16 protein-coding genes are annotated in these 22,406 nt (G+C 64.3%); 11 read left to right on the top strand and 5 right to left on the bottom strand.

Annotated features, from left to right (window positions below; all coding sequences use genetic code 11):
• Positions 1-11 precede the first annotated feature (11 nt).
• Positions 12-413, bottom strand: coding sequence for a Fur family transcriptional regulator (locus AC3CD9_RS13475; RefSeq protein WP_488364372.1), 402 nt, complete (start codon positions 411-413; stop codon positions 12-14).
• Between the two features lie 227 nt (positions 414-640).
• Between AC3CD9_RS13475 and AC3CD9_RS13470 the strand changes: the two genes are divergently transcribed.
• A complete protein-coding gene (locus tag AC3CD9_RS13470; RefSeq protein ID WP_488364371.1) occupies positions 641-1,798 on the top strand; it encodes a CobW family GTP-binding protein in 1,158 nt (385 codons plus the stop codon).
• A 335-nt stretch (positions 1,799-2,133) separates the two neighbouring features.
• Positions 2,134-5,793 carry an efflux RND transporter permease subunit gene (locus tag AC3CD9_RS13465; protein ID WP_488367554.1) on the top strand — a complete coding sequence of 1,220 codons (3,660 nt, stop codon included), beginning with the start codon at positions 2,134-2,136 and terminating at the stop codon, positions 5,791-5,793.
• 81 nt (positions 5,794-5,874) lie between these two features.
• On the opposite strand, the gene AC3CD9_RS13460 is transcribed toward AC3CD9_RS13465, so the two are convergent.
• On the bottom strand, positions 5,875-6,660 hold the full coding sequence (locus AC3CD9_RS13460; RefSeq protein ID WP_488364370.1) for a FadR/GntR family transcriptional regulator: 786 nt from the start codon (positions 6,658-6,660) through the stop codon (positions 5,875-5,877).
• A gap of 239 nt (positions 6,661-6,899) precedes the next feature.
• Here AC3CD9_RS13460 and AC3CD9_RS13455 point away from each other — a divergent pair, with 239 nt between their 5' ends.
• Together AC3CD9_RS13455 and AC3CD9_RS13450 are read left to right on the top strand one after the other, a co-directional pair.
• The gene (locus tag AC3CD9_RS13455; RefSeq protein ID WP_488364369.1) at positions 6,900-8,588 is read left to right on the top strand and encodes an L-lactate permease; all 1,689 of its coding nucleotides are present in this window, start codon (positions 6,900-6,902) and stop codon (positions 8,586-8,588) included.
• An 88-nt stretch (positions 8,589-8,676) separates the two neighbouring features.
• Entirely contained in the window at positions 8,677-9,945 is a 1,269-nt protein-coding gene (locus AC3CD9_RS13450; RefSeq protein WP_488364368.1) for an alpha-hydroxy acid oxidase, read from the top strand.
• A gap of 143 nt (positions 9,946-10,088) precedes the next feature.
• On the opposite strand, the gene fepB is transcribed toward AC3CD9_RS13450, so the two are convergent.
• Positions 10,089-11,120, bottom strand: a complete 1,032-nt coding sequence (gene fepB / locus AC3CD9_RS13445; RefSeq protein ID WP_488364367.1) for a Fe2+-enterobactin ABC transporter substrate-binding protein — start codon at positions 11,118-11,120, stop codon at positions 10,089-10,091.
• A 136-nt stretch (positions 11,121-11,256) separates the two neighbouring features.
• On the opposite strand from fepB, the gene AC3CD9_RS13440 reads away from it, so the two are divergent.
• The 7 genes from AC3CD9_RS13440 to AC3CD9_RS13410 all read left to right on the top strand — a co-directional run bounded on the left by AC3CD9_RS13440 (position 11,257) and on the right by AC3CD9_RS13410 (position 18,451).
• On the top strand, positions 11,257-12,285 hold the full coding sequence (locus AC3CD9_RS13440) for an ABC transporter substrate-binding protein (protein ID WP_488364366.1): 1,029 nt from the start codon (positions 11,257-11,259) through the stop codon (positions 12,283-12,285).
• A 78-nt stretch (positions 12,286-12,363) separates the two neighbouring features.
• On the top strand, positions 12,364-13,014 hold the full coding sequence (locus AC3CD9_RS13435; RefSeq protein ID WP_488364365.1) for an AAA family ATPase: 651 nt from the start codon (positions 12,364-12,366) through the stop codon (positions 13,012-13,014).
• A 223-nt stretch (positions 13,015-13,237) separates the two neighbouring features.
• Complete coding sequence (gene dnaK / locus AC3CD9_RS13430; protein WP_139467936.1) at positions 13,238-15,100, top strand: molecular chaperone DnaK; 1,863 nt, start codon at positions 13,238-13,240, stop codon at positions 15,098-15,100.
• Positions 15,100-15,774, top strand: a complete 675-nt coding sequence (locus AC3CD9_RS13425; RefSeq protein ID WP_139467937.1) for a nucleotide exchange factor GrpE — start codon at positions 15,100-15,102, stop codon at positions 15,772-15,774. The genes dnaK and AC3CD9_RS13425 overlap by 1 nt, the downstream gene beginning before the upstream one ends.
• A gap of 180 nt (positions 15,775-15,954) precedes the next feature.
• Complete coding sequence (locus tag AC3CD9_RS13420) at positions 15,955-16,971, top strand: DnaJ C-terminal domain-containing protein (RefSeq protein WP_488364364.1); 1,017 nt, start codon at positions 15,955-15,957, stop codon at positions 16,969-16,971.
• A 14-nt stretch (positions 16,972-16,985) separates the two neighbouring features.
• Positions 16,986-17,426 (top strand): heat shock protein transcriptional repressor HspR, encoded by a 441-nt coding sequence (locus AC3CD9_RS13415; RefSeq protein ID WP_101543907.1) that lies wholly within the window; start codon positions 16,986-16,988, stop codon positions 17,424-17,426.
• Between the two features lie 149 nt (positions 17,427-17,575).
• Positions 17,576-18,451 carry a DUF1206 domain-containing protein gene (locus tag AC3CD9_RS13410; protein WP_488364363.1) on the top strand — a complete coding sequence of 292 codons (876 nt, stop codon included), beginning with the start codon at positions 17,576-17,578 and terminating at the stop codon, positions 18,449-18,451.
• Positions 18,452-18,596: 145 nt separating this feature from the next.
• Here AC3CD9_RS13410 and AC3CD9_RS13405 read toward each other — a convergent pair whose 3' ends face one another.
• Both AC3CD9_RS13405 and AC3CD9_RS13400 read right to left on the bottom strand, forming a co-directional pair.
• Complete coding sequence (locus AC3CD9_RS13405) at positions 18,597-19,925, bottom strand: lipoprotein 17-related variable surface protein (protein ID WP_488364362.1); 1,329 nt, start codon at positions 19,923-19,925, stop codon at positions 18,597-18,599.
• Positions 19,926-20,166: 241 nt separating this feature from the next.
• Positions 20,167-22,338 carry a hypothetical protein gene (locus tag AC3CD9_RS13400; protein WP_488364361.1) on the bottom strand — a complete coding sequence of 724 codons (2,172 nt, stop codon included), beginning with the start codon at positions 22,336-22,338 and terminating at the stop codon, positions 20,167-20,169.
• Positions 22,339-22,406: the final 68 nt, after the last annotated feature.

Below are 22,406 nucleotides of genomic sequence, written 5' to 3'. Positions count from 1 at the left end.
TGAAGCTGAGCTCAGCCGGTCGCCCGGCATTCGGCGCACAGGCCGAAGATCTCGAAGACGTGGTGGGTGATCTCGAAGCCGTTCGATGCCGCGATCCGACGCATCCAGTCCTCACTCGGCGGGTCGATCTCGACGGCGGTGCCGCAGCGTTCGCAGACGAGATGGTGATGGTGCTCGGTCTGTGCGCAGGCGCGGAAGAGCTGGGTCTCGGCGATGGTGATCGTATCGGCATCGCCGCCGCGTGCGAGAGCATTGAGCTGTCGGTAGACGGTGGCGAGGCCGACGCTGGCCCCTTCGTCCTCGAGGCGGCGGTGAAGCTGTTTGGCGGAGACGAAGCGGGTCTCCGTTTCCAAAGCAGAGCTGATGAGCGCCTTCTGCGCGGTGCTGCGCGTCTTCTTCTGCGGAGCTGCCATGGGAGTCCTCCCTTATCGTCTCTGTCGAACTCATCGTCGACGCCACAGGGGCACATGCATGAACGTGCATATGCAAGAGAAATAATGAAACACGTTACCATTAACGGGCGGTTCACCCACACCTCTACGATTGACCCCGTACCGAGAACGGGGCCCGCACGCACAGCGGAACCCGCGCTGTCGAGCCACCGAGCACGAAAAGCGAGCACGACCACCGAGGAGGCGCAATGAGCGGACCCGCCCGCAGACCGGCGATCCCGGTCATCCTGCTCACCGGCTACCTCGGTGCCGGAAAGACGAGCCTGCTCAACCACCTCCTGCGCCACCCTGACGCCCGCATCGGCGTCATCGTCAACGACTTCGGCGACCTCAACATCGACGCCGGACTCGTCGTCGGCCAAGTCGACGAACCGCTGTCGATCTCGGGCGGATGCGTGTGCTGCCTGACCGACGACTCCGAGCTCGAAGACGCGCTTGTGGCGATGACGAATCCCAAGCTGCGCCTCGACGCGATCATCGTCGAGGCTAGCGGATTCGCCGAGCCCCTGACCCTTGCTCGCATGATCACCCGCATGGGCCACCACCGATTCCACCTCGGCGGGGTCATCGACGTCGTCGACGCCACCATGTACTTCGACACCGTCGACACCTCGAATCTGCCACCCCTGCGCTTCGCCGCGACGACATTGGTGCTGGTCAACAAGCTCGATCAGGTGCCCGCCGCCGACCGTGAGAACACGGTCGAGGCCGTGCGCGCCCGCGTCCACGAACGCAATCCGCGCGTCATCGTCATCGGCTCCCACCGCGCCCGCCTCGACCCCACACTGATCTTCGACCCGGGCGAAGGAGAGCAGGACCCTCGCCGAGGCGGCTCCGACGCCGGTGACGACCCGATCCAACCTGAGCTGCCGATCCGGGAACTGCTGCGTCAGGCCTACGCCGAGGCGGCAGCCGACGAGCTCGGTGACGACGAGGCCGACGCGGAATCCCTGCCCCACCGCCATGCCCAGTCGGTGACCGTCACCGGAAGCGGCCCTGTCGATCCGGATGCGGTGATGGATTTCGTCGAGGACCTCCCGCCCGGGGTGTACCGAGTGAAAGGCACCGTGCTCGCGGCCGTGGGATCCCGCCGGCGCAGCTTCGATGTGCAGGCAGTGGGTCCGAACGTCTACGTCGCCGAGGCGGCCCGACCTGTCCCGAAGACCCCGTCTTTAAGCGCGGGGACTGGTGATGGGCCGGATGCCGACAGCGTCCTCGTCGTCATCGGCGAGGACTTCGACACCGAGGCGGCCGAAGCCACTCTGACCGCCGCCCTCAACAGCGACGCCGCGGACCGGACGGACCGCTCCGAACGCTTCCTCCACCACATCCGCCTCCACTCCTAATTGCTACCTGACGGCGGCCCAGCATCCTCGCGCGAGGTTGCTGGGCCGCCGTCAGGTAGTAAGGGAGGGGATCCTCCGGTTTCCCTCCGTGTTTCCTGAGGGTGGTCTGGGGGACAACTCCCGTGCCGGGTAAGCGTGACCGCTTCTAGGGTCGGAACGTGCCCCACCGAACGGCCGTGATCGACCTGCCGGAACAGCAGTGAGAAATCATCCTTTTGGGGGACACCGTTGCCTACTTTTGGGCGATCCGCTGAGGCGATCCGCTTGGAAGACTGACTGGAGCGCCCTGCTCACACCCCCGAACCCGGAGGAACCCCGTGCACCTGATCACTCGGATGAGTCTGAAGAACCGCCTCATCGTCGGATTGCTCACCCTCGTGATCGCCGTCTTCGGCATCGTCGCGACCACCTCGCTCAACCAGGAGACGATGCCCTCGGTCGACCTGCCCGGCACTTCGGTGCAGGCCACCGTCCCCGGCGCCTCACCGGAGGTGATCGAGGAGACCGTGACGAAGCCCCTCGAGACCGCGCTCGACGGGGTCGGAGAGCTCGAATCGGTGACCACCTCCACCTCATCGGGGATGATGACCGCCGAGGTGACTTGGCCCTTCGGCAAGGACTCCGAAGAGATGACCGACGCCGTCCGCTCGGCCGTCGACGGAGTGAAGTCCGACCTGCCCGCCGATGCCGAAGCCGAAGTGCTGTCGTATCAGATGGATGAGGTCCCGGTGACGATGTTCGCCGTCTCCGGCGGAGACTCCGCCACCCTCGGCGACCGTCTCGAGACCGACCTCGTCCCCGAACTCCGCGCTCTCGACGGAGTCTCGAACGTCGAGGTCACCGGCCAGGACGAGCAGCGAGTCTCCATCACGTTCCGCCCCGAGGACGTGGCGGAGAAGAACGTTGTCGAATCCTCCGTGCCCGATGAGCTCGAAGCCGCCGGCACCGTCGTTCCCGCTGGGCAGAGTTCACAGGGCGACACGTCGATGGCCGTCGAGGTCGGCACCGAGGTCGACGCCGTCGAGCAGATCGAGAAGACGCCACTGCGCACCACAGACGGCACCGTGCTGCTGGGTGAGGTCGCCGACGTCGACCTCGACTCGATCGAGAAGACCTCCCTGTCCCGTGCCGACGGCAAGGACTCCGTGACCGTGTCGGTGACCAAAGACCAGGACGCCAATGTCGTCGATGTCTCCCACAAGGTCGCCGACACCCTCGACAAGGTCGGTCCGAAGCTCGGCGAGGACACGGAATTCTCGACGATCTTCGATCAGGCCCCGGAGATCGAGAAGTCGATCCACGACCTCTCCGTCGAAGGCGGACTCGGCCTGATCTTCGCGATCTTCGTCATCCTCGCCTTCCTCGGCTCGTTCCGTTCGACCATCGTCGCCGCGATCTCGATCCCGATGTCGCTGCTCATCGCGATGATCGGCCTCATGGTCGGCGACTACACGCTCAACATCCTCACCTTGGGTGCCCTGACGATCGCCGTCGGCCGCGTCGTCGACGACTCCATCGTCGTCATCGAGAACATCCGGAGACGCCAGGGCACGAGCGACCTGACGGTCGAAGACATCGTCGCCAGCGTCAAACAGGTCGCCGGTGCCATCACTGCCTCGACCCTGACCACCGTCGCCGTGTTCCTGCCCATCGCGTTCGTCGACGGCATCGCCGGACAGCTGTTCCGGCCCTTCTCCGTCACCGTGTCCTTGGCACTGCTGGCCTCCCTCGTCGTGGCGCTGACGATCGTCCCCGTGTTCAGCTACTGGGTCCTACGCCGCAGCCCCAAACCGCTCTCGCCCAAGCGGCAAGCCGCCACCGACCGCAGCTATGAGCTGTGGGCCGCCAAGCAGCACCGCCGCTCGGTGGCCCGTGCCGAACGCCGCCAGAAGACGATCGAGAAGAAGAACGCCAAACGCGCAGCCAAGGGCAAGGACCCGCTGCCGGACGCGACCGTCGAACCCGTCGTCGCCCCTGCCCCTGGAAACGGTGAGGCTTCCGGCCGAGTCGATCGCCTCCAGCAGCGCAGCCTGCCGGCGATCATCTCCGCCCTGCACCACCCCTGGAGGACAATCGCCTTCTCCGTCGTCATCTTCATTGTCACGATGATGGGTGCGACCTTCCTCAAGACAGATCTTCTGGGCTCGGCCGGGCAGAACTCCGTGTACATCACGCAGACCCTTCCCGCCGGCGCTTCGCTCGAAGCCGGTGACAAGGCCGCGAAGCGTGTGGAGGCCGTGCTCGGCGATGATCCAGACGTCGACACCTACTCGACGACGGTCAACGGCCCGGAATCCGGAGCGGAGAACCAGTTCAACGTCACCCTGGCCGAAGACTCCGAGGCCGAGGTTGCGACGAACCGCATCCGCACCCAACTCGACGACCTCGGGAAGGACGCAGGCGAGATCGACGTCCAGGATGCCGGCGGCTCCGTCAGCGAGGATGTCGAGGTCACCCTCTCGGGCGCCGACCTGGGTGCGCTGCGAAAGGCCGCCGATGAGGTGACGAAGAAGATGGCGGACACCGACGGCGTCCAGTCCGCCCGCAACGACCTCGCCGCCGATCAGCCGGTCATCGAGGTCGACGTCGATCGGGAGAAAGCCGCCGACTACGGATTCAGCCAGGCCGAGGTCGGTCAGGCCATCGCCGCCGCACTCCACGGCGTCGAGGCCGGCACCATCACCCTCAACGGCCAGGAGCGCGACATCACCCTCGCCCCGACTCATCCGAATGCGACCCCGGACGAGATCCGTGCTCTCGAACTGCCCGTCACCGAGGTGCAGACGCAGAACGCCCAGGAGGATGCGACCGATCGGGTCGAGGAGAAGACCGATGCCCGCGCCGAGGAGGCCAAGCGCAAGGCCGCTGACGAATCGGCCGAGCAGCTCGAGTCTGCCCGTGAAGCTCGTGACAACGCGGCCGACCAGCTCGAACAGGCCCGCAAGGCCCTGCGCGATGCCGAGAATCCGCCGCCGGCTCCGAGCCCGGGCGACATGGCTGCCGACCAGGTGGAACAGGCCCGCGAAGGGGTCGAACAGGCAGAGAAGGGACTGAAGGAAGCCAACGACGCCATCGACGACCTCGTTGACGGCCAGCGTGAACAGGAGCAGAGCCAGGAGGAGGAAGAGGCGCTTGCCGATGAGCAGGCCGCCATCCCCGACATCAAGGGTGAGCCGATCACCGTCGACGAGATCGCAGAGGTGAAGAAGACCGAGACCCCGGCGACGATCGACCGTGCCGACGGCGACCGGAAGGTCACCGTGTTCGCAACCCCGTCCAGCGGCCAGCTCGAAACGGTCACCGCCGCGGCCACTGACCTGACCGAGACCATGGATCTGCCCGACGGAGTCAGCTTCGACGTCGGCGGTGCCAGCCAGGAGCAGGCGGAATCCTTCGGTCAGCTCGGAATGGCGATGGCCGTGGCGATCGTGCTCGTGTTCCTCGTGATGATCGCGACCTTCCGCAGCTTCGTCCAGCCGCTCATCCTGCTGGTGTCGATTCCTTTCGCCGCGACCGGAGCCGTGCTGCTCCTGCTGGCGACCGGCACACCATTGGGCATTCCCTCGCTCATCGGTCTGCTCATGCTCATCGGCATCGTCGTGACGAACGCGATCGTGCTCATCGACCTCATCAACAAGCTGCGGGAGGACGGACTCGACCTCATGGACGCGATCGTCCACGGCACCCGACTGCGCCTGCGCCCGATCCTCATGACCGCGGCCGCGACGATCTTCGCCCTCGTGCCGATGTCGCTGGGGCTGACCGGTGGTGGAGTGTTCATTTCGCAGCCCCTGGCGATCGTCGTCATCGGCGGGCTCACCTCGTCGACGGTGCTCACGCTCATCCTCGTCCCCGCTCTCTACCTCCTCGTCGAACGGCGCAAAGAGGTCCGGGCGGCACATAAGGAGGAGAAGCGCGCCAGGAAACGGGCCGAGAACCAAGCGCGGATCGAAGCGGAAACCGCCGAGGTGGCCCTGCACTCCGACGACCAGTAAGCCCCTCAATTACTACCTGACGGCGGCCCAGCAACCTCGCGCGAGGTTGCTGGGCCGCCGTCAGGTAGCAATTGGGGTGGGTTAGGTGTCGGAGAGGCCGGGTAAGCGGGTGGCGGCGAAGCGGATGTGCTCTTCGGTCAGGACCGCAGCTTCCTCAGCGTGACCGGCGGTGATGGCGTCCATGATCCCGTGGTGTTGGGCCTGCAGCTTCGCCATCAGCGCCTGCTGGTCGTCGACGCGGCTGAACGAGGAGAAGATCGACTTCCGCAGAGAGGTGCGGATGGCCCCGGTGAGGTCGGAGAACAGCTGATTTCCAGCCGCCTGAGCGATGGCGACGTGGAAGGCTGTGTCCGCGTCGTTGAAGGTCTCCAAGCTGATCCCGGGAGTGTCCATCATCGCCAGCTGCGCGTTCACCTCTGCCAGTGCGTCCTTATCGGCTCGGGTCGCCGCGAGGACCGCGCTCGAGCGTTCGAGCTGGATGCGCGTCTCCGTCACGTCATCGATGCTGAAGTTCGTGAGCGCAACATGAAGGCGGAGGAACCGGGTGAGCGCTGCCGAGGGCATGGCGGCGATGAACGTGCCGGCACCGCGGCCGGACCCGCCCGAGGACCGGACGACTCCGAGGCTGTCGAGCACGCGCAGCGCCTCGCGCACGCTGGCGCGACTGACACCGAGCTTCGTCGCCAGGTCGCGTTCGGCAGGCAGAGGATCTCCGACGCCCAGCGATCCGGTCATGATCTGCTCTTCGACGGCGTCGATGACGAGCTCATAGGTGCTCGCCCGGTTCACGGGTTTCCATTCGGGACCGGCGGCCGCCTCGGCGCTGCCTGTCTGTTCCGGGCGGACCTCGTTCGTGTCATCGTTCATGGTCGTCTCCACCGCGCCATCATGTCATGCCTCTCGTTGCTCATCGTCCTGCTCGTGGGGATGCGACCGGAACCGCCGCCGGAAGAAAACAGTTGACGCAGATCACACCCTCGTCCTATGCTCAGATTAATGGTCTGACCTCATAAAGGCCATACTGAACATTCTGATCGTTCGAGTTCGGAGCGCGTTCACAGGGGAACAGACCCGATGTGGGCAGGCCCGGCCGATTTGGAGAAGCCATGTACACACCTGAAATCGCACCGGTGGCCGACAGCCTGCTGTGGTCATCCCTGCTGGCGATCCTGCCGCTGTTGACGATCTTCGTCACCCTCGGCGCGCTCAAATGGAAGGCCCACTGGGCCGGACTGACCGCCGTCGGCGTCGCTCTCATCGTCGCGATCGCCGCCTACGGAATGCCGGTCGGACTCGCCGCGCTCTCGGCGACACAGGGGTTCGCCTTCGGACTGTTCCCGATCATGTGGATCGTCATCACCGCGATCTGGCTCTATGAACTGACCGTGCGCTCGGGCCACTTCGAGGACCTGCGGTTGGTCATCAATGTCATCTCCGATGATCCGCGCATCCAGGCCATCATCGTCGCCTTCTGCTTCGGCGGCCTCCTCGAAGCGCTCGCCGGATTCGGTGCCCCGGTGGCGATCACCGGTGTCATGCTCGTCGCCGTCGGCTTCACCGCAATGCGAGCGGCCGTCGTCGTCCTCGTTGCCAACACCGCGCCCGTGGCCTTCGGTGCCATCGCCATCCCGATCATCACCGCCGGCACTCTGACGGGAATCGACTACCAGGACATCGGCGCCATGGTCGGTCACCAGACCCCGTTCCTCGCCGCAGTCGTGCCGCTCTTCCTCGTCCTGCTCGTCGACGGGCGTCGCGGGCTGAAGCAGATCTGGCCGCTTGCCCTCGTCGTGGGAATCGCCTTCGGCCTCGCCCAGTGGGTCTCCGCCACGTTCCTCTCCGTCGAACTCACCGACATCATCGCCTCCCTCGTCGGCCTCGCAGCCGTCGTCATCATGCTGCGCTTCTGGAAGCCGAAGGGCGGTCAGGACGCACTCGACCGCATGGCCGATGAGCGCGAACACGAAGGCGCCGATGCTCCCGATGCCGGCGGTGCCTCTGCCGCCGTGGCCACCGATGTGAAGAAGGAGACCGCGCCGCTGACGGGGTCCCGAGTCTTCCTCGCTCTCTTCCCCTATCTGCTCGTCATCGTCATCTTCTCCGTGGCCAAACTCGTGCCGGTACTCAACAACTGGCTGGCTTCGACCGATGTGAAGATCTCCTGGCCTGGACTGGATGGAAACATCCTCAACGCCGCCGGCGAAGTCTCAACGAGCACGGTCTACAACTTCCAATGGCTGTCTTCCCCGGGCACCCTGCTGCTCATCTCCGGCATCATCGTCGCGATCGTATACAAGATGTCGCCGAAGGACGCCGTCGATGTCTTCATCGTCAACGTCGTGAAGATGAAGTTCTCGATCCTCACCGTCGGCTCCGTTCTCGCACTGGCCTATGTCATGAACCTCTCGGGCCAGACGATCACCATCGGCACCTGGATCGCAGGCACCGGAGCCTTCTTCGCCTTCCTCTCGCCGATCCTCGGCTGGCTGGGCACTGCTGTGACCGGTTCGGACACCTCGGCGAACGCACTGTTCGCGACCCTGCAGCAGACCGCCGCACACGAGGCCGGGCTCAACCCGCTGCTGCTCGTCGGCGCCAACAGCTCAGGCGGTGTCCTCGGCAAGATGGTCAGCCCGCAGAACCTCACCATCGCGGCCACCGCCGTCGGCCTGCTCGGCAAGGAGGCGTCGATCCTCCGCCGCGTCATCGGCTGGTCCCTGGGCATGCTCGTCGCCATGTGTCTGCTCGTCGGACTCCAGTCGACGGTGCTGTCCTGGATGGTCCCCGGCTCCTGAATCCGCGCGGCGCCGTCTTGCCGATCGGACCACCCGCACCAGCCACCACGCACTTCTCAACCACCGCCTAATCAAAGGAGCGAAAAACATGGTCAAGAGGCAGATTCCTCAGCCGGCCGAGATCTTCGAGCTGATGAAGTTCAAGAAGTTCGAACTCGACCCGAAGAAGCGCCGCTTGGAGAATGCGCTGACGATCGAGGACCTGCGCAAGATCGCGAAACGCCGGACCCCGGCCGCCGCGTTCGACTACACGGATGGTGCCGCCGAGGGTGAGATCTCGATGGAACGTTCGGTCCAGTCCTTCCGCGATATCGAGTTCCACCCCTCGATCCTCAAGGACGTCACGAACGTCGACACCTCGACCCAGATCATGGGCGGCAGCTCGGCCATGCCCTTCGGCATCGCGCCGACCGGCTTCACCCGACTCATGCAGACCGAGGGTGAGACCGCCGGCGCCGGAGCCGCCGGGGCTGCAGGAATCCCGTTCACGCTCTCGACGCTGGGCACGACCTCGATCGAGGACGTCAAGAAGACCAACCCGCACGGGCGCAATTGGTTCCAGCTCTATGTGATGAAGCAGCGCGACATCTCCTACGGCCTCGTCGAGCGGGCGAAGAACGCCGGATTCGACACCCTATTCTTCACCGTCGACGCCCCCGTCGCCGGTGCCCGACTGCGCGATACGCGCAACGGCTTCTCGATTCCACCGCAGCTGACCCCGCAGACGATCCTCAACGCGATCCCGCGTCCCTGGTGGTGGTGGGACTTCCTGACCACCCCGAAGCTCGAGTTCGCCTCCCTGTCTGAGACCGGCGGCACCGTCGGCGAGCTCCTCGATTCGGCGATGGACCCCTCCATCGACTTCGATGACCTCGCCGAAATCCGCGCCATGTGGCCCGGCAAGTTCTCCGTCAAGGGCGTGCAGACGCTCGAGGACGCGAAGAAGCTCGCCGACCTCGGCGTCGATTCGATCGTCCTGTCCAACCACGGCGGGCGCCAGCTCGATCGCGCGCCCGTACCCTTCGAACTCCTCCCCGAGGTGGCTCGTGAGATCGGCAAGGACGTGGAGATCATCATCGACACCGGAATCCGCAACGGCGCCGACATCGTCGCGTCGTTGGCGCTGGGCGCGGACTTCACACTCATCGGCCGCGCCTACCTCTTCGGCCTCATGGCCGGCGGTCGAGCAGGAGTGGACCGGACGATCGAGATCCTCGGCGAGCAGGTCGAGCGCACCATGCGCCTGCTCCAGGTCGCCGATGTCTCCGAGCTCAATCCGGCTCATGTGACCCAGCTGCGTCAATTCAACCGAGACGAGCGCGCGGAGATCATCAGCTCCCGTCCGGCCAAGGGCTGATTCGCCGAGGTGGCCCGGCGGAGGTCGATCTGCTCACCGAGGCGGCCCCGCCGGGGTCGCCCAGATGGCTCCATAGGCAGAGAACGGACGGCCGGCAGCGAGAAGTATCGTCGCTGCCGGCCGTCCGTTTCGTGTTCAGGTGTTCACTTGCCGAATTCGTCCTCGATGCGGTCGAGGACGTTCGTGGCGGAGTAGTAATCGAGGCGGAATGAGTCGAGGCCCATCGGATAGACGGCATCGTTCTTCACCGCCGGTGTGCTCTCGACCAGCGAGTTCTTCGCATATGACGCGGCGGTCTTCTCGTTCGCGTTGAACAGGAACACGGATTCGCCGGTGACGGCCTTCGACAGGTTCTCACCGGTGACTTCGACAATATCGGCACGTTTGCCCATTTCGCCTTGGCCGGCTGTGCCTTCGGGGACCTCGGCGAGTTCGAAGCCGACCTCTTGGAGGAGCTTGCCTTGAGCGGATTCCGGTGTCCAGATGTTCGCGCTGGCTCCGGATCCTCCGCCCTTGGCCTTCTCGTTGAAGATCATGCCGGTGACCGGCTGCTTCGGGGCGTCGATGGCGGACTTGACCTCCTCGGCGCGGGTGCCGAATTCGTCGTTGACCTTCTTCGCCTCATCCTCGTGGCCGGTGATCTCACCGAGCTTGGTGGTGACCTCCTGCCAGTCCTTGTCGCCGTAGTCGATGACGACGGTCGGAGCGATGTCACTGAGCTGATCGTAGATGGCGTTTGCCGAGTCCTGGCCGGTCTTCGAGACCACGATGAGGTCAGGTTCCTCGGCGAGCACGGCCTCGACATCGGGGTCGCCCTGGTAGAGGGCCTTGAGGTCCTTCTCCTTCGCGACGTCGCTCCACTGCGTGAAGAAGCCTTGGTCGTCGGCAACGGGGGAATTGGGCATGGTGGCACCGGAGGCGGTGACCGGTGCGTCGACGGCGAGGAGGCTGCCGGTGAGAGTCACCGAGGTGGAGACGATCGATTCGGGCGCTTCGTCGATGGTCACTTCGTGGCCGGCGTCGTCCGTGATCGTCAGGGGCCATTGACCGTCGGCGGCGGTGTCGCCATCGCCGGAGTCGGAAGAGCCGGACCCGCCGCAGGCGCTGAGGCTGAGAGCGGTGGCGAGGGTGATTGCGGCAAATACGCGTGTGCTGCCGGGTTTGACGCGGGACATAGGGGACCTTTCGAGAATGTTCGCTTGCGAAGATGAGCCTAACCTAAGTAGGCCCGGGAAACTGCATTCGTGGTGCGATTCAGCGGAAGGTTCGGCGTGTCGAGTGGGGGTGAACACTTAGGGTAGGCTCAACTTCGTGAAATCGACTCTGAAGAATCGGGCTGTCGTTGTGGCCGCCTCAGCTCTGACCATTGCCCTCCTCGCTGCCGGCTGTGCCGCTGAAGACGACAAGGGCGCCGATGGGGCCGCCGGCAACAAACACGTTGCGACCGGAGGCGAGGCCTTCGGGACTGCTGATGAGGAGACTGCGAAGCTCGGCAGCGATGCCGAGGCCGGGGTCTTCCCGCGGACGGTCAAGCATGCGAATGGCACCACGGAGATCGAGGCGAAGCCCGAGCGCGTCGTCGTCCTCGACACGGGAGAGCTCGACGATGTCCTGTCGCTGGGCATCACGCCCGTCGGCATGGTGACGACCGAAGGCACCAGCCCGGTGCCGAGCTACCTCGAAGACCAGGTCAAGGGAGTCGAGACGGTCGGCACGATTCAGGAGCTTGATCTCGAGAAGATCGCTTCACTCGAACCCGACCTCATCCTCGGCAGCCAGCTGCGCGCCGACAAACTCTATGACGAACTCGACTCCATTGCTCCGACGGTGTTCTCGATCCGTCCAGGGTTCCCGTGGAAGGAGAACTTCCGCCTCGTCGGTGAGGCGATGGGCATGGAAGACGAGACGACGAAGGAGCTTGAGGAATACGCTCGCGAGGTTGGAGAGCTCAAGGACTCCGTCGACGGCGATCCGACGATCTCGCTCGTGCGCTTCATGCCTGATCGCCTCCGCCTGTATGCGAATCAGTCGCTCATCGGAGTCATCCTCCACGATGCCGGGTTCAAACGTCCGAAGAACCAGGACGTCGACGAGCTCGCCGTCGAGATCTCTGCGGAGAACCTCGACCAGGCGGCCGGCGACTATGTCTTCTACACCAGCTACGGTGATCCGGAGGCGACTGGGGAGAAGAAGGCGCTCGAGTCGAGCCAATGGAAGGGTCTCGATGCGGTCAAGGACGAAAAGGCCATCCGCGTCAATGACGATGTCTGGTTCCTCGGACTCGGTCCGACCGGGGCCGGCCAGATCCTCGACGATCTGGAGGACCGCCTCGGCGAGTGATTCTCCGAGAGACTTCGCAGTGACGGCGAAGATTTCGCCTCTATGCTGACTCTCATCATCTGACTCGGAGAGGTCACCATGGGATCAGCAGCCCCTGCGAGAGGCGACGACGGGTGCGTCGGGGAACTCGACCGTAACGCAGGAGGGCGCGAATGCGGCGGCTCATCGGGCAGTGCTGGCGCGACTCCTCTCGTTGTCGTCGCCGGGGTTCCCGGGGCAGGTAAGACCGAAGCGCTCAGAGTATTACGGGGCCGATCGCCTCGGGTACGGTCGGCGGACCCGGAGGGCATGCGACGTCGGCTGCGTCAGCGGATGCCGTGGTTGCCGTACGCGCTCGTTCGACCGATTCTTCACACGATTGCCCACCTCCGCGTGCTTGCGCTCATGCTCAACAAGGGTCGCGGACCGCTGGTCGTCCATGATCCGGGCGCCCGCCGGTGGAGTCGCCGACTCATTGTGAGCCTTGCAGGAATTCTCGGATATCGACCGATGATCGTCTTCATCGATACGGATCGAGATTCCGCGCTTCGCGGTCAGGCACAGCGGAAGAGGGTCGTCAGACGACGCGCCTTCGACCGACATTGGAGGCGCTGGGTCGAACTGCGCGAACGCATCCTTCGTGGTGACAGCCTCGGTGACGGTGAACCCTGGGATCGTGTCGTGCTGTCGCGTCGGGACGCTGTTGTCGATGATGTTCTCGGCCTGCTCGATACCGCAGCAGCAGTCTGAAAAGAATAGTTTCTTTCCCGCCGGAATAAAACCATCCTCAGCAAAGTTGAGTCTGGTGTACGCAACTTTGATGAGGCCGACTTGACGGTCGGAACCTCGAAGAGAATACTTGAGTCCGGTTGGCTCAATGTGTGCGGTCGAGTGGTTCTGACTCAAGAACCGGAGCCGCCCGATCGCACACATTCGAGTCGCAGGAACTCACGATCTGTAAGGAGAGAAAACTATGGCACGTGCAGTCGGAATCGACCTCGGAACCACGAACTCCGTCGTCACCGTCCTCGAGGGCGGCGACCCGAAGGTCATCGCAAACGCGGAAGGCGGTCGCACCACCCCGTCCGTCGTCGCAGTCAACAAGAACGGCGACTCCCTCGTCGGTGAGATCGCCAAGCGCCAGGCCGTCACGAACATCAAGAACACCGTCGCTTCGGTCAAGCGCCACATGGGCACCGACTGGTCCACCGAGATCGGTGGCAAGAAGATGACGGCCCCCGAAGTTTCGGCCCGCATCCTCCAGAAGCTCAAGCACGACGCCGAGGAGTACCTGCAGGAGAAGGTCACCGACGCGGTGATCACCGTTCCCGCATACTTCAACGATGCTGAGCGCCAGGCAACCAAGGACGCCGGTGAGATCGCCGGCCTCAACGTCTCGCGCATCATCAACGAGCCCACCGCTGCCGCTCTGGCCTACGGCCTCGAGCGCGGCAAGGAAGACGAGCTCATCCTCGTCTTCGACCTCGGTGGCGGTACCTTCGACGTCTCCCTGCTGGAAGTCGGCAAGGACGAAGACGACTTCTCCACCATTCAGGTCCGTGCGACCTCCGGTGACAACCGCCTCGGCGGTGACGACTGGGATCAGCGCATCGTCGACTGGCTGGTCGAGCAGGTCAAGAACAACTACGGCGTGGACCTGACCAAGGATGCCACCGCTCTGCAGCGCCTCAAGGAAGCCGCAGAGCAGGCCAAGAAGGAACTGTCCTCGGCCACCAGCACGAACATCTCGCTGCAGTACCTGTCGATGAGCGAGAACGGACCCATCCACCTGGATGAGACCCTCACCCGTGCGAAGTTCGAGGACCTGACCAAGGACCTCCTCGAGCGCACCAAGGCTCCGTTCCACGCAGTCATGAAGGACGCCGGTGTCTCCGTCAGCGACATCGACCACGTCGTCCTCGTGGGCGGTTCGACCCGTATGCCCGGCGTCTCCGCCGTCGTCACCGAACTCACCGGTGGCAAGGAGCCCAACAAGGGCGTCAACCCCGATGAGGTCGTCGCCATCGGCGCCGCCGTTCAGGCCGGTGTCCTCGTGGGTGAGCGCAAGGACGTCCTGCTCATCGACGTCACCCCGCTCTCGCTCGGACTCGAGACCAAGGGCGGCGTGATGACCAAGCTGATCGAGCGCAACACCCCGATCCCGACCAAGCGTTCGGAGACCTTCACCACCGCTGAGGACAACCAGCCCTCCGTGTCGATCCAGGTCTTCCAGGGTGAGCGTGAGTTCACTCGCGACAACAAGAACCTCGGCACCTTCGAGCTGACCGGTATCGCTCCGGCTCCGCGCGGTGTGCCGCAGATCGAGGTCGCCTTCGACATCGACGCCAACGGCATCGTCCATGTGTCGGCCACCGACAAGGGCACCGGCACCGAGCAGTCGATGACGATCACCGGCGGTTCGGCACTGCCGAAGGAAGACATCGACCGCATGGTCCGCGAGGCCGAGGAGCACGCAGAAGAGGACAAGAAGCGCCGTGAGGCTGCCGACGTCCGCAACAATGCGGAGAACCTCGCCTACCAGACCGAGAAGCTGCTGACCGACAATGCCGACAAGCTGCCGGAAGAGCTCAAGACCGAGATGCAGGGCGATGTCGACGCCGTCAAGGAAGCCCTCAAGGGTGAAGACGACGACGCCGTGAAGAGCGCCTACGACAAGCTCGTGGAGAACCAGCAGAAGATCGGCGAAGCCATCTACAGCCAGCAGGGCGGTGCCGAAGGCGCCGAAGCTGCCGGTGAAGGCGCAGCCGATGCGAGCGCAGACGACGATGTCGTCGACGCCGAAGTTGTCGACGATGAGGATGAGGAGAAGAAGTAATGACTGCCGAGGGCAACGACAAGTCGTCCGAGGAGCCAGGCTTCACCTTCAGTGACAAGCGCCGGGTCGATCCGAACACCGGTGAGGTCCGTCCCGAGGCCGACGCCCAGTCGGCCTCGGCCGGGGCCGGCGAGGAGCCGACCGCGGACCCGAACGCCGAACAGGCTGCCGCAGCCGATGCCAGCGACCTCGGCGTGGACATCCCGTCCGATGCCTCGGGTCTCGAGGACATCGAGCCGGAGGCCGAGCCCGAACCGGGTTCGGAGGCTGCGGGATACCTGGCCGACCTCAAGCGCATCAACGCCGAATATGCGGCCTACCGGATGCGCGCCGACCGTGAACGTGAGCGTGCGGCGCTCGGCGGCACGATCAAGGTCGTCGAGGCCCTGATCCCCGTGCTCGACGAGGTCAAGCTCGCTCGCGACAACGGCGATGTCACCGGGCCTTTCGAGACCCACGTGAACAAGCTGGTCGAATCGCTGAACAAGCTCGGCGTCGAACAGTACGGAGAGGTCGGCGACGAGTTCGATCCGAACATCCACGAAGCGCTCATGCAGCAGCCTTCGGATGAGGTCGAGAATCCGACGCTCTTCCTGGTCATGCAGCCGGGCTACCGGATCGGGGAGCGCATCATCCGCGCCGCCCGCGTCGGTGTCCAGCAGCCGGAGGACTGAGCAGCGATCATGATCGCCGAGGCGGTCGCCCGCCCCGCACGCCGGTTCACCGACGTACGGGGCCGGGAACCGCCTCGGCGGCGGTCCGGATCTTCGGGGCATTGCCCCGGGGGTGCGGATTGTGAGAGGACAAGTGAATACCCTGATGACAGGATTGATTGGAAGGAAAGGAGGTGCCAGGTGAATACCGGACCTCAGAATGATTGGTTCGACAAGGACTTCTACAAAACCCTCGGCGTCTCCAAGGATGCTTCCGATGCCGAGATCAAAAAGGCTTATCGCAAGCTCGCGCGCAAGTATCACCCGGACGCCAACCCCGGTGATGAGAAGGCCGAGGAGAAGTTCAAGGAGATCGGCCAGGCCCACCAGGTGCTCTCCGACAAGGAATCCCGGGCCCAGTACGATCAGGTCCGCGCCATGGGCGGCGGTGCCAGGTTCAGCGCCGGTTCCGGCGGACCCGGCGGGGCTGCCGGCGGCGGATTCGACGACGTGTTCTCCGACCTCTTCGGAGGCGGCGGACGCACCCGGACCCGCACGACCTACGGCGGTGGGGGAGATGTTCCCCCGGACCTGGCGGATCTGCTCGGCGGATTCGGCGGAGGCTTCGGCGGTGGCGGCGGCTATGGCGGCTACCAGCCTCCGGTCAAGGGCGGCGACATCAAGTCGAGCACGACGCTGTCGTTCACCGAAGCCATCGACGGGGCCTCGGTGAAGCTGAACATGCCCGGCGGGAAGCCGCTGACCGTGCGCACCCCGATCGGGGTCAAGGACGGACAGAAGATCCGCCTGGCCGGCAAGGGCAAGACCAGCCCCAACGGAGGCGAGCCCGGTGACGTCATCCTCACCGTGCACGTGAGCCCGCACCCGGTCTTCACCCGCGATGGTGACAATCTGCGGATGGATCTGCCGATCAGCTTCGACGAGGCGGCCCTCGGCGCCGAGGTCAAGGTGCCGACCCTGGGCGGAATGCCCGTCAAGGTCAAGGTCGCACCGGGGACACCGTCGGGACGGACCCTGCGCGTGCGGGGCAAAGGTGTGAAGACGAAGAAGGGCACCGGCGATCTGCTGGCGACAGTCGAGATCGTGGCGCCGAAGAACCTGTCCAAAGAAGCCAAGCAAGCGGTCGAGTCGTTCAAGGCCGCCACCGAAGGTGAGGATCCACGCGCCGGCTTGCTGGACAAAGCCAAGGCCAGTTGAGGTGGTGAATCACAATGCACATTTCATCTAGTGCGGCGGTGTATGTCATCTCGGTGGCCGCGGATCTGGCGGGCATGCACCCGCAGACGCTGCGGCAGTATGACCGACTGGGTCTCGTCACTCCGGAACGCACTGCGGGCCGGGGCAGGCGTTATTCCGGGAAGGACATCGCCAAGCTGCGACTGATCCAGCAGCTGTCGCAGGACGAGGGAGTCAACCTCGTCGGGATCAAGAAGATCATCGACCTGCAGAATCAGGTCGATGCGCTCAGGAGCCGCAACGAGGAGCTTGAGGACGAGGTTCGGGCACGCCGGTCGGCACAGGAACGCGATGCGCGCGTCTTTGCAGCCGGCACCGTGGGCGGAGACGTCGTCTCGATCTCAAGGGGACGACGCCCACAGGGTCGCCCTGAACCGGGAGCCCTGGTGCTGTACAACCGGTACCGACGCGGCTGAGCCTGACGAGGCCTGACTGGGACGCTGAGAACGGCGCCGAGGCGGAGTGCGAACCGAACTTTCGGTGCGCACTCCGCCTTTTCGCGTTACTCGACGAATCCAGTTCATTGCGGCGCAGAAAAGTACAGGTGCTGTGCGACACTGACTCTGTGAACGAGAAAGAGATAGTTCGACAAGTCGCCGACAGTGCTGATTCGGCGGCTCAGGAAGCCGCGGACAGCCGCTGGTTCGAGCGGGTTGCCCGTGCGGGCTTCATTGCGAACGGACTGGTCCACGCCATCCTCGGTGCGACGGCCGTGACCATCGGACTGGGGCAGGGCGGCGGCGAAGCGGACCAGGCGGGAGCGGTCGGGCAGATCGCTTCACAGCCCTTCGGCATGGTGCTGATCGTCATCTGTTTCCTCGGCTGTGCGCTGATGGCGTTGTGGTGCTTGGTCAACGCGTTCTTCGGCTCGTCGTCGCTGCGCGGTGCCGGAACTCGCGACCCGCAGGAGAAGCACGGGAGGAAGCAGTGGATCGACTTCTTCTCAACGGTCGGTTCTGCCATTGCCTATGTGGTGGTTGCCGCGACTTTCTCCCAATTCGTCTTCGGCGGAGGACCGGACTCGGGCAAGGCGAGCTCTCAGGCCTCGACGACCGTGGCGAAGGCCCCGGGCGGACTGTATATCCTCATGGCTGTCGGCGCCGTGATTGCGATCATCGGCATCGTGTTCTGCATCAATGGTCTGCGCCGGAAGTGGAAAGATGAGCTTCGTCGGCCGCGTAGCGCGTTCACCCGCTTCCTCGTCGGGTTCACCGGTGTCGTCGGGTATCTGGGAAAAGGCGCGACGCTGCTGTCGGTGGGCACCCTCATCGTAGTGTCCGCGGCGGCCGGTGATCCGGAGGAATTCACCGGAATCGACGGTGCGCTCAAGGGTATGCGAGATCAGCCGTTCGGGCCGTATCTGCTGTTGGCAGTCGGCCTCGGCCTGGTCCTCTACGGAGTCTTCCTCGCTCTGCGCTCGAGGTACGACCGCATGGATTGAGCTGTAGTCTGCCCGGCTGCAGATGGTTGGCCGCTGATGTTTGGCCGCTGAGATACGAAGATGGGCGCGAACCCAACTGGGTTCGCGCCCTTCTTCGACTCACGCCCGGCTCAGTCGAGCCGGCACGCTCTCAGGTCAGTGGCTATCAGATCTCAGCGGGATCCTGGGCGACCTTCTTGCGACGCATGGTCATGGCGACTGCGACTCCACCGATGAGGAGGAGGCCGGCGCCGCCGACGAGGCCGGTCAGCTCGGTACCGGTGCGGGGCAGGTCGCCGCCGTTGCCGGCATCTCCGTTGTCGCCATCGTCGTTTCCGCCGTTGCCGTCTTCATTGCCGTCGCCGCCACCGGCGTTCGGATCTTCCTCGACCGAGAAGTCACCGGTGAGCTCGTCATCGCCGCAGGTGACGGTGACGTCGTAATCGCCGACGTAGGCCGAGGCGTTGGAGGCGCTGGTGCCGTAGACGTTGACGTTGGCCTTGCCTTCGTCGTCAGCCTGGACGGTCTTGTCGAAGGCGGTGACGCTCGACTCGCCCTTGGGGTTGACGAGGAAGCGGACATCTTCACCGGGTTCGCAGTTTTCGACGGCGAGGGTGACGCCCTTGTCTTCCTTGACGAAGTCAGCAGGCGTGATCGACTCGGGGGAGACGGTCAGCTTGGCTTCTTCAACCGGAGCGGTGGGCTCTTCGGTCTCGTCTTCGGTGATGACGAAGGCCTGGGCCGGGGAGTTGGTTTCGGACTCCTGGTCGACGCCCCAGACGGAGTAGTCGCCGGCCGGAAGCGCTTCGTCGCCCTCGAACTTCAGGGTTGCGGAGATCTTTCCTTCGTCGTCGGCTTCGACTTCCTTGGTCGCGAACGGCGACGTTGCGTTGCCGCCGACGACGGTGACCTTGCTGTTCGGGGTGAAGCCCTCACCGGTGACCTTGATGCCGTTCTTTGCGAACTCGCTCTCCGTGAACTTGTCGGCGTTGAGCGAGACCTTCGGGTCGACTTCGGGAGCCTCGGGCTCGTCGGTGTCGTCGACGACGGAGAAGCTCAGCCCGTCATAGGTGCGCTCCTCGCCATCGCGAGTGATCGTGACGGAGAAGTCAACCGTACCGTTCTCAATGTCCTCGGCGGGCTGAGTGGAGTAGATGTTGTATTCGAAGGTATCGCCCTCAGCCGTGCCGGCTTCGCCGGTGAGAGTGTCCGAAATCTTGTCGCCGGCTTCAAGGCCGGTGATCGTGACGACGATTCCCTTTTCCTTGTTGGCGAGATCTTCGGCGGTGATTTCCTTGGGAGAAGTCGTCACCTTTGCGTCGATAGCCTGCGCTTCAGCTTCAGGTGATTCAGACGGAGTGCTCTCCTGGGTGTCGCCGGAGTTCTTGACGACAGTCTGCGAGTAGCTGTCCGAACCGGGGGCAGCGATGACTGGGGATGCGGCCAGGCCGGTGATGGCGATGGCCACCGCGGGGGCGAGGGCGAGCTTCTTCATGTATTTCCTTAGAAAATTACAGCTGGGTGTGAAGTATTACGAATGTAACAGTAATGCAACATTCACCACACGCATAGTTGTGTTCGTTTTGTTCAGTGCTGGCTTCGGCCCTGTTGCAGAGTTCATTCTCCATTCATCCTGAACACCCGATTCGTCACAGACTGCAGAACAGAAGGAGGGGCGGCTCAGCGAGTGCTGAGCCGCCCCTCCCTTTCGATTCAGGCTGTCCGCCGGGCTCGGATCAGAAGCTCGTCGGAGTCTGTCCGAACTTGTTCTTGCGGCCGGTCAGCGCGATCGCGGCACCACCGACGAGGAGGAGCAGGGCTCCCGTCGTCAGTCCACCGAGGTCGGCACCGGTGCGAGGCAACTGGCTGCCGTCATCTCCGCCGCCGTTGCCGGCATTGCCGTTGTCTCCGCCGTCAGATCCGCCGCCGTTGGCGCCTTCAGTGACCGTGAAGGAGTCCTTCATGGTGTCATCGCCGCAGGTCGCGGTCGCAGTGTACGCACCGACGTAGGCCGAGACATCTGAGGAGGTGCCGAAGACGTTGACGGAGGCATTGCCTTCGTCGTCAGCCTTGACGGTGTTTTCGTAGGCCGTGACGTTGATGCCCTTCGGGTTGACCTCGAAGTGGACGTCTGCGCCGGGTTCGCAGTTCTCGACGGCGAGGGTGACGCCCTTCTTCTCGTTGGCGAAGTCCGCCGCCTCGATCGTCTTCGGTGAGACCTTGAAGGTCGCCTCGGCGGGAGCCTCGGTCTCACCGTCGTCTTCGCCGACAACGTTGATGTTGCCGTTGAGAGTCTCCGACTCGGTGCCTTCCCGGTCGATGGTGACGGTGAACGGAACCTTGCCGACCTCGAGGTTCGCGGGGTTGCCCTCGTACCAGAGGTGGAGCTTGTAGTCACCGTCAGCCTCTGCGGTCTCACTCTTGCCGGTGAGTGAGTCGGTGATCGTGTCGCCCTTCTTCACGCCGGAGACGGTGACTGTCACGCCCTTGTCCTTGTTGGCGAGGTCCTCGGCGGTGATCTCCTTAGGATCGACCTTGAGCGAAGCGTCGATCGGATCGACGGCGTCCTCGTCTTCGTCGGTGACGGTGACCTCGACGGAGTTGCTGGCGGTGCTGGTCTCATCGTCGATGAAGGTCAGCGAGTAGGTGCCGGCTTCGAGAGATTCGGGAGCGGTCACAACGCCATCGACATCACCGTTCTCGTCAGCGCGCAGTTCGTCAGCCTGCGGTGCGGCGGCACGCTGCGTTGAGACGGCCTCGCCCTGAACGCTGATGGTGCCTCCGGGAGAGAACCCGGATCCGCTGAACTTCAGCCCATCCTTCTTGAAATCCTCGAGGGAGATCTCCTTCGAGTCGACCTTGACGGTCGGGTCGACCTCTGAGTCTTCGGTGATAGTGAAGTCTTGAGCTGGGGAGTTGGTCTCGGACTCCTGGTCGACACCCCAGACCGAGTAGTCGCCGGCCGGAAGCGGTTCGTCGCCCTCGAACTTCAGGGTTGCGGAGATCTCACCGTCGGCGTTGGCTTCGACTTCCTTGGTCGCGAATGGCGACGTTGCGTTGCCGCCGACTACGGTGACCTTGCCATTCGGGGTGAAGCCCTCGCCGGAGACCTTGATGCCGTTCTCGGCGAAGTCGCTCTGCGAGATCTTGGCGGTGCTGAGCGAGACCTTCGGGTCGACCTCGGGCGCCGAGAGGAGGCTGACAGTACCGTTCTCGGTGGCCGACGGTGTGGCTGCACGCTGCACCTGGACTGCGAAGGAAACCGACTCCTGCGAGACCTCCGAGGAGGAGCGCAGCTTCAGAGTCGCGGTCGACCCCTGAGCGGTGACGGCCGGACCGGTCAGTCCGGACTTGGCGGCGACCTTGTCGCCCTTCTCGAGGCCGGTGACCTTGACGGTCACACCGTCCTCGTGGAGCTCCTCGGCGGTGACTTCACCCGAGGTGACCTGCACCGAGGCGTTGATGGGGTTGGCCTTGTCCTCGGACTTGTCGTCGTCGTTGGAGTCCTTGTCCTCGTCCTTGGGGGCAGGAGCGGGCTTCGGATCGACCTTCTTCGGAGGCGTCTTTGCCTCGTCCTTCTTATCCGCTTTCTCCTCGGCGGCCTTCTTCTCGTCCGCCTTCTTCTTGTCAGTGGCTTTCTTGGCAGCCTCGGCCTTTTCCTTGGCCTTCTTGTCGGCTGCCGCCTTCTCTGCAGCTGCCTTCTTCTCGGCTTCAGCCTTCTCAGCCGCGGCCTTCTTGGCCTCTTCCTTCTTCTTGGCTTCGGCCTTTTCGGCTTCAACCTTCTTCTGCTGGTCGGCCTTCTGCGTGGACGCCGCCTGGGCAGACGTCGATTCCGCAGCAGCGACCGGGCTGGCGACAAGCCCGGTGAACGCGAGCGCGACTGCCGGCGCGAGGATGATCTTCTTCATTGGAGTGCCTTCAATCTCTGTGGCGAGGGGTGTGATACGGCACTCATCCTAGGTTCTAAGGGTTTTCC

This window comes from Brevibacterium sp. MGP-B1 (assembly GCF_057766545.1).
Note: the sequence above shows the minus strand (reverse complement) of the source record. Positions and strands in the feature narration are given on the sequence as shown.